The 6,946-nt window shown below is 41.9% G+C and carries 10 protein-coding genes and 1 pseudogene; 2 read left to right on the forward strand and 9 right to left on the reverse strand.

Annotated elements, in window-relative coordinates; genetic code table 11:
* The 5 genes and pseudogenes from PVV68_RS09340 to PVV68_RS09360 all read right to left on the reverse strand — a co-directional run.
* A pseudogene (locus tag PVV68_RS09340) lies at positions 1–1,156 on the reverse strand (phage tail protein); the annotation flags it as partial.
* On the reverse strand, positions 1,153–1,224 hold the full coding sequence (locus PVV68_RS10765; RefSeq protein ID WP_404978381.1) for a hypothetical protein: 72 nt from the start codon (positions 1,222–1,224) through the stop codon (positions 1,153–1,155). The pseudogene PVV68_RS09340 and the gene PVV68_RS10765, both read right to left, overlap by 4 nt.
* Before the next feature lie 38 nt (positions 1,225–1,262).
* Entirely contained in the window at positions 1,263–1,550 is a 288-nt protein-coding gene (locus tag PVV68_RS09350; protein WP_273755856.1) for a phage tail assembly protein, read from the reverse strand.
* A 2-nt stretch (positions 1,551–1,552) separates the two neighbouring features.
* The gene (locus PVV68_RS09355; RefSeq protein ID WP_273782942.1) at positions 1,553–2,059 is read right to left on the reverse strand and encodes a phage major tail tube protein; all 507 of its coding nucleotides are present in this window, start codon (positions 2,057–2,059) and stop codon (positions 1,553–1,555) included.
* On the reverse strand, positions 2,059–3,288 hold the full coding sequence (locus tag PVV68_RS09360) for a phage tail sheath subtilisin-like domain-containing protein (RefSeq protein WP_273782944.1): 1,230 nt from the start codon (positions 3,286–3,288) through the stop codon (positions 2,059–2,061). Before PVV68_RS09360 ends, PVV68_RS09355 begins: the two co-directional genes overlap by 1 nt.
* Positions 3,289–3,646: 358 nt before the next feature.
* Between PVV68_RS09360 and PVV68_RS09365 the strand changes: the two genes are divergently transcribed.
* Positions 3,647–4,165 carry a Rha family transcriptional regulator gene (locus tag PVV68_RS09365; protein WP_273782945.1) on the forward strand — a complete coding sequence of 173 codons (519 nt, stop codon included), beginning with the start codon at positions 3,647–3,649 and terminating at the stop codon, positions 4,163–4,165.
* A gap of 45 nt (positions 4,166–4,210) precedes the next feature.
* Here PVV68_RS09365 and PVV68_RS09370 read toward each other — a convergent pair whose 3' ends face one another.
* On the reverse strand, positions 4,211–4,543 hold the full coding sequence (locus PVV68_RS09370) for a HigA family addiction module antitoxin (RefSeq protein WP_273757231.1): 333 nt from the start codon (positions 4,541–4,543) through the stop codon (positions 4,211–4,213).
* Between the two features lie 33 nt (positions 4,544–4,576).
* Entirely contained in the window at positions 4,577–4,852 is a 276-nt protein-coding gene (locus PVV68_RS09375; protein ID WP_273782946.1) for a type II toxin-antitoxin system RelE/ParE family toxin, read from the reverse strand.
* Between the two features lie 118 nt (positions 4,853–4,970).
* Between PVV68_RS09375 and PVV68_RS09380 the strand changes: the two genes are divergently transcribed.
* Positions 4,971–5,327, forward strand: a complete 357-nt coding sequence (locus PVV68_RS09380; RefSeq protein ID WP_019220258.1) for a type II toxin-antitoxin system HigA family antitoxin — start codon at positions 4,971–4,973, stop codon at positions 5,325–5,327.
* On the opposite strand, the gene PVV68_RS09385 is transcribed toward PVV68_RS09380, so the two are convergent.
* A complete protein-coding gene (locus PVV68_RS09385) occupies positions 5,324–5,512 on the reverse strand; it encodes a hypothetical protein (RefSeq protein WP_273755883.1) in 189 nt (62 codons plus the stop codon). The genes PVV68_RS09380 and PVV68_RS09385 overlap by 4 nt on opposite strands.
* A 169-nt stretch (positions 5,513–5,681) precedes the next feature.
* On the reverse strand, positions 5,682–6,946 hold a 1,265-nt coding region (locus tag PVV68_RS09390; protein ID WP_273782947.1), incomplete at its 5' end, for a Bgr_08870 family protein.

Genomic DNA, 6,946 nt, shown 5'->3' on the forward strand with positions numbered 1-6,946 from the left:
CAATGAGCCAACCAATAGGGGTGGTCATCATAGCATAGCCAAGGCTAACAAACGCTACTCCTACGGCTGCTAATGCGGCAATGAGTGGACCAAAAATAAATGAACCAAGGGCGACAAGACCTATCTTGAAGAGGGTTATTTCACCAATCAATGGCTCTAGCCATCGAAACCAGCCTTTAATCCTCTCTGTGAGATCACTGATGCCTTTTCTTAAATCAGAGGTAGGATTAAGTAAATCTTGTAAGACTTGTTTTAAGGTTTTAGCCCAGCTTGCCACGGTTGTTTGGATAAGATCACGGTTTTCATCAATCAGCTTTGAAAATGCATCAATCATATCATTGATCACAGGCATGAAACGTGCGCCAATAAAGCTCGCAATACCGCCTATTTTTTTCTTAAAAGCACCAAGCTTATCACTTAAATCTGCTGCATAGCGTGCAACATCGGCACCTATCAGCCATTTTCCTTTCCGCGCCTTTGCAAAGAGTTCTTTAATGGGTGCCATACCTTGTGAAAGCATGGCAGCCATTTCTTTACCATCTCCACCAAACAACAGCGCAGCAATACGCTGCCTTTGTGCTTGGCTTTTCATCTTACTCATTTTTTCGGTAATTTCTTCTAGTAAGAGAGAATTTGATTTGAGTTTACCAGAAGCGTTTTTGACAGAAATACCAAGCGCTTCAAATCCCATCATGCCTCTTTTTTGTCCAGCATATGCTTGCGCAGAACGCCTATTTAAGGTTGCCAAGGATTGTTGAAAGAGTTCGGCAGAATATCCTGAATTATCGGCTGCATCACCCCATAATTGAAGGGCTGTGACACTCATTCCTAAATGGTGAGATGCATGGTGAAGACTATCGCCCATATGCATGGTTTTCATGGTAACGGCGGTCAAACTTGCCACAAGACCACCACCAGCAAGCCCTAGGACACCGGTAAAGACTGAAGCACGGCTTGCAGCTACACCAAGAGCACTTTGAACACCATGAAGGCTTTTTGTCATGTTTTTGACAGCAGCAGAAAAGCGCGGAATACCCAAACTATGTGAGAGTGTTTTTGACAATGTATCGAATTTTTTTTGAAGATGTTTGAGAGGTGCGGTGAGTTTATCTTCAAGAGACAATCTCACCTTTGCATCAGCAACTTTTTCACTCATTTTGTCTTATACCTTTCTGCTGCTTGTTTTCGCCAGAATATGAGATCTTGCGGTTCCATTTCCATCATGTCTGAAAGTGACCAATGGAACACAATGGCAATATCGGCTATGAGTTTAGCGGCGGTTTCCCAGTCGAGGTATCCCGCCGCTTGATAAAAGACTCCAAAATCTCTCCAATGCTCGACAAGTCATTAATATCGAGTTCTCCAACCGCTTCATGTGCCCATTCAGAAAGGCGTGTGATCATAGCGATTGTTTGCTCTATGCCTTCTTTTTTGTCGATTGCTTGCACATCTTTTGTTTTGGGGCGCCGTAAGGTAATTGTGGTGTGCTCTTTTCCCTCAAAAGTAACCGGTACAAGTAATTTATGTGTAATGCTTGTTTGTACTGTCATTTTTATAATCCTATGTTTTCTCTATGACCTGCTAATTGATTGACGCCATTGAATTTTCTGATGAGGTTTAGGACGTCTATCTCAACAATTTCAACGTCCTTCTGGACATATTTGAAATACTGCAATGTGAATGTTGCTGTGGATGTTGCTTTGCCACCCGGTTGCCATTCTGCCATTTCAAAACCTTTGCAAAGTCCTCTCATGGTAATGACAACCCCTTCTGCGGGTGTGCCTTGCGCTTGCATTGAACTGCGCAGAGAGATGTCGACATCGGTGCGCCCCAACAGTGCCATTAACTCTGGAGAGCAATCAGAAATGGTCATGGTGAGGATGAGGGTTTCAAGACCAAGGTCAACTTCAATGGAGGAGTCCATGCCTCCGCCACGATAATTTTCAACGACCAAGTTCAAATTTGGTAATGTTACGCTTTCACATTTTGCTTGATAGGGAATACCGTCGACAAAAATGTTAAAATATTTCAAAACTCTTGGTAAAACGGGGATAGCCATTAAAAGATCTCCTCTAAATAATCATTCACAATGCGTGAACGGAATGTGATGTGTTCTGCTGGTGTTGTTGGTGTGAATTCCACATTGAAATAGACTCTGCCGCCTTCAATAGCGCTTGCTGTATTCAACTCTAGATCAGGCGTACAACGCCCACCAAGAATGGCGCCTTGTGCTTTTAAATCACGCAAATAGGCATTGACGCTTTCACTCACGTCACTCATGTAGGTTTTTTTGATATTGCGGTCGACAGCCCATAGATGCCCACGTAAAATGGCGTCATTGATCATATCTGCGGTGCGTACCACCGATAAGAAAGCAAATTTTGTATCGCTTGAAAGGGTGCGATTACCCCAAAGACGATAACCATTTTCACGAATAATGGTTGTGATGTTTTGTTCATTAAGAAGGTTGGCACGGCTGGATCTGTCCCCAATGGAAAAATCAATGGGGCGTGCAATACCAACAATGCCATTGATCACTTTGTTTGAAGGGGAATGCCAAAAACCGTGTGTAAAATCAGTTTTAGCAATGACACCTGCAACTGCTGCACTTGCTGGCTGTTCTAAGATTTTTCCATCACGATTCACCTTTACAAAAGGGTCAACTATGATGGCGCGCTTTGAATCAAAATCCTTTGCTGCGCTAAGGGCTGCTTCATCTGTTGTGTTTGGTGCATCAAGCACCACAATAGCGCGCAAACGTTCTGCAATGCCAATCAACTCTGCCGCAACGGGATTAGATGTTGTACTGATCTCAGTTTTGGCACTATCGCTCGTTCCATCAGTGGTTACACTGGAAGGGCGTTGATGTGTAAAGCCTGGAGCAATCAGAATACGTGGTGTTTGTCCCACAACAGATTGCGCTCCAATGAAAGCATGAACACCTTCATAGGCGCCATGTTCGTTCACACCACCTAGAATATTGGTGAGTGTTGCTTCTTCATTATCACCTTCGTCCACACGCACGACAACAACAATGGCACCCACTTGCTTGAAAATGAGATCAAGGGCATTGGGTAGGGTGCCTTGACGCTTACCTGTTTTATCCAGTTTAGCGGCTTGTGAAAGAGAACCGGTAACCAAAACGGGTGTGTTAAGAGGAAAGGCTTGTTCATCAGCATCGGGTGCTGTGCCGATAATTCCGATAACGCCAGACTGAACTGCACGAAGGGGGCGTGTGCCGTCGTCAACCTCAACGACTTCAACACCGTGTAGAAAACCTGTTGCCATACTTTATGCTCCTTTAAATGAGGGGTGAATGAAAATGAATGGGAAAAAATGAGGGGTAAAAGCCGCTCTTGAGAACGACTTGACAAAATGTTTAAAACCGTTAGATTCATACAAAGGTGCTTGAAAAACACCTTAAAACAACAAGCGGATTGGTTACCGAAATAATCAGTCTTCTGTACATTAAAGACTTTGACTCATTATATGTTACACGCATATAATAGTGGGGTCGGGTGTGGTTATGCTATACAATACCCTTTTGGGGGAAAGGCATAACGACGGGCTTGTTGCCGTGTTTTTCAGCACCCGGCATTTTTATAAAAAATGTCAATGAAAAACGTCTAACAACAAGGAGTTAATCATGAACAATTTAGTAACAATCGACAATGATGGTATCGCTGTCACAACCTCTTTGAAAATTGCAGAAGGTGTGGGGAATAGCCACGCTACGGTTATCAAGCTTGTACGTCAAAATATTGAAGACTTTGAAGAATTTGGAAGGGTTGGATTTGAAATCTCACCCTTTGGAACCAAAGGCGGAAGACAGAAAAGAGTAATTTCTATCCTCAATGAACCACAAGCCACTCTACTCATGACCTATATGCGTAACAATGATACGGTGCGTGCATTCAAAAAAGCCCTCGTCAAAGCTTTCTATGATTTAAAAAACCAATTAATTGATAATGATCGTGATACACGCTTTGATTTTCCAAGCAACTGGGATGAAATGGGACCTACTGAAAAGGCTGTTTATATTTATGGACCGCTTCACATGCATCTTGTTAAAGCCTTTACATTAACAGAAGAGAGCAAACATTACAAAACGCTTGTTGAAGAAGCTAAGCGCGTTTTAGCAAGCCCTGTTGCAAAAGTAGCTTAATTAAAAAATATGACTCATCTCCCCGTCTTTAGGGTGGGGAGATGGTTACGAATGGCTCTGTTCCATTTGTATATCCACTTTTTTATTAACTTCTAGTGTTGGAATAGAAGAGACATCAATGTCCCTCAAGGCATGCCATGTATCATAATTGGCTTGAAGCTGTAGCCAGAGAGCTGGTCCATTTCCTAATAATTTACCAATGCGAGCCGCTGTTACGGCTGTGACTGGACGTTCTCCTTTAAGGATGCCATGTAGATGTTGACGTGATATTTGAAGAATCCGAGCAATTTCGGTTTTGCTTGTATCTAAATGCTCCAAAGATTCGGCTAAAATTTCTCCTGGATGAGTAGGACAACGATTAGGATTGCGTGTGGTCATGGATAGTCTCCTTTACAATTGATTTTAAAATCTTCAATGGTATTGTTCTAGATCAACATGGTAAACGTGTCCGTCTTTAAATTCAAAAGTGATACACCAAGGACCATTGATATGGACTGTGTAGCGAGTTGGAGTAAAGCTTTTAAGCATATGAAAATTATAACCTGGTACATTGATATTACTAACTTGAGAAGCCGCATCAAGAGTATCAAGACGGCGAATAATACGCTGTTGAAGCCTGCTATCAATCTTACTTTTTCCTGTTTCCCAGAGAGATTGTAGGTCTTTATTTTTAAATGTTTTGATCATAGCAAACTCAACAACTTTATTTTAAGTAAGATGTAATATATTAAGTGACAATTGTCAACAAAAATGTTACAGTTAAATATTGTTAATGGAATACTGTAGAACTAAAAGAATTTAAGAAATGAATATCAAACCAATTCGTACAGAGAGAGATTATCAAGAAGCTTTAGAAATTGTGTCTGCAATGTTTGACAATCAACCTAAAGAGAATACTCCAGAATTTGATCAAATGGAGGTTCTTGTGTTGTTGATTGAAGCTTATGAAACAGAACATTATCCTATTTCTCCTCCTCATCCTATTGAGGCTATTAAATTTAGAATGGAACAAATGAACTTAAGTGCTAAAGATCTTGTTCCTGCGATTGGTCATTTAAATCGCGTTTATGAAATCTTGAGTGGAAAAAGAAAACTAACACTACGCATGATTAAAAATTTGCACCAACAGTTTAACATCCCATTAGAAAGCCTAATAGCTTAGACTTGTTTTTCTTTTCTCCACCTCATGCGTAAAGAGAAGGATAGGCGCATGGAGGGGATAAATTTGCACGTCAACATCAAGGATTTTACAACCGCATCAAAGGCTGTCTGATCAAATATTGCTAAAAACTTAGATCCCTTGCCATTCTTAATAAAGTGAATACGAAGTTTAAATTCTATTGTCATCTTGCTCTCCAAATCAATGAAGAGACCATAACAACAAGTGCACTCTTACATAAGACTGACACTGTCAGTCAAAAAAGCTCTTTCAAAGGGCTTTAAAGGACTTAAAAATTATACAAGCTTTCTTATAGAACAGCTATCCATTTGACTTACGCTCTCTTTGGTTTTGTATTTAATTTTTCCATAATCTTATAAGGACAGCGCCATCAGCACCAGCACCACTTGAACAATCAGTCCCATGAGAACCAGCACCCCCACCACCAAAGCCACGCCCTGCTTTTCCTGAACTATAATATGAGCCTTGTCCCGTTCCTCCAGCGCCCCCCCTTGATGTATCACCCCCAGCATCACCGCCATTACCACTCATTTCTGCATTAATTCCACTCGTCCCAGCACAACCATTTCCACCTTTAGCAAGTCCTGGATGTTCGTCTGTTGCTAAACCAAAATTTCCTCCCACGCCTCCAGCACCACCAGAGCCTGAATAGAAGGAATTCGTACTACCACCAAATCCCGAGTGAGAGATACGGGCGTCAGCTCCCCCACCACCCTTTCCTCCGGTAGCGGTAATAAAATTTTTGCCAATGGTTGTTGTTTCTCCAGGCTTACCTCTTACAAAATTCTTTGCAATAGAAGCCCCTCCTTTACCAATGATGATATCCTCATGACCGTTTAAACTGACTTTATAGCCATACCAGACGGAACAACCACCACCTCCACCACCTCCTCCTAATCCTATCCCAAACGCTCTACCACCACTACCCCCACCACCCCATGCTTGTATCTCAACTTTGGTTTTATCTGTGACCCAATCGGGCCACTGAATTTTTCCGTTCTGCGTATAGAGCAACTCAGCATCGGCAAGAGCCGGCCAATTGGTGATTTTATCGGTCAAATCTTTTTTAAGACTCTTTATCCCTGCCAAGATGGCTGCATCCACTTGCGCCTTCGTATAAACAACATCACCATCGATTTTCAGTGGTCCTTTAAGCGAGCTTCCGCTTGTACTTAAGTTAGTGACCACTTTATTGTTATGGGTAATATTCAATGATGAGTTTCCCAACAGTTCCAAACCGCCACTCATGGTGACTTTGCCGGTAAACTTATTATAACTTTGCCATTCATTGGCTTGTTTGAGACGTCCATAGGCTGTGAGGTCTTCATTAAGCTTGGCTCTAAATTTATCGAGCCCCACGATATCTTCAATCTTATGTTGATGAGAACCAAGCAAAGATACAGCACTGCCAAAGGTGAAGTTATTATTGCTTGATTTATAAAGTACATAGTTGTTGGCAGCATCTTTTGCGCCTTCGATATCGCTTAAATCAGCAAATGAGAAAGTTTTATCCGCTGCCATTTTGCCATTAAGGGCGCTTTCTAAACCCGTCACATCACTGATTGTGTGCGTGTGTTTTAAAGGTGCTTTCCCCTCTACCT

Source organism: Bartonella sp. ML69XJBT, assembly GCF_028618515.1.
Lineage (GTDB): Bacteria > Pseudomonadota > Alphaproteobacteria > Rhizobiales > Rhizobiaceae > Bartonella.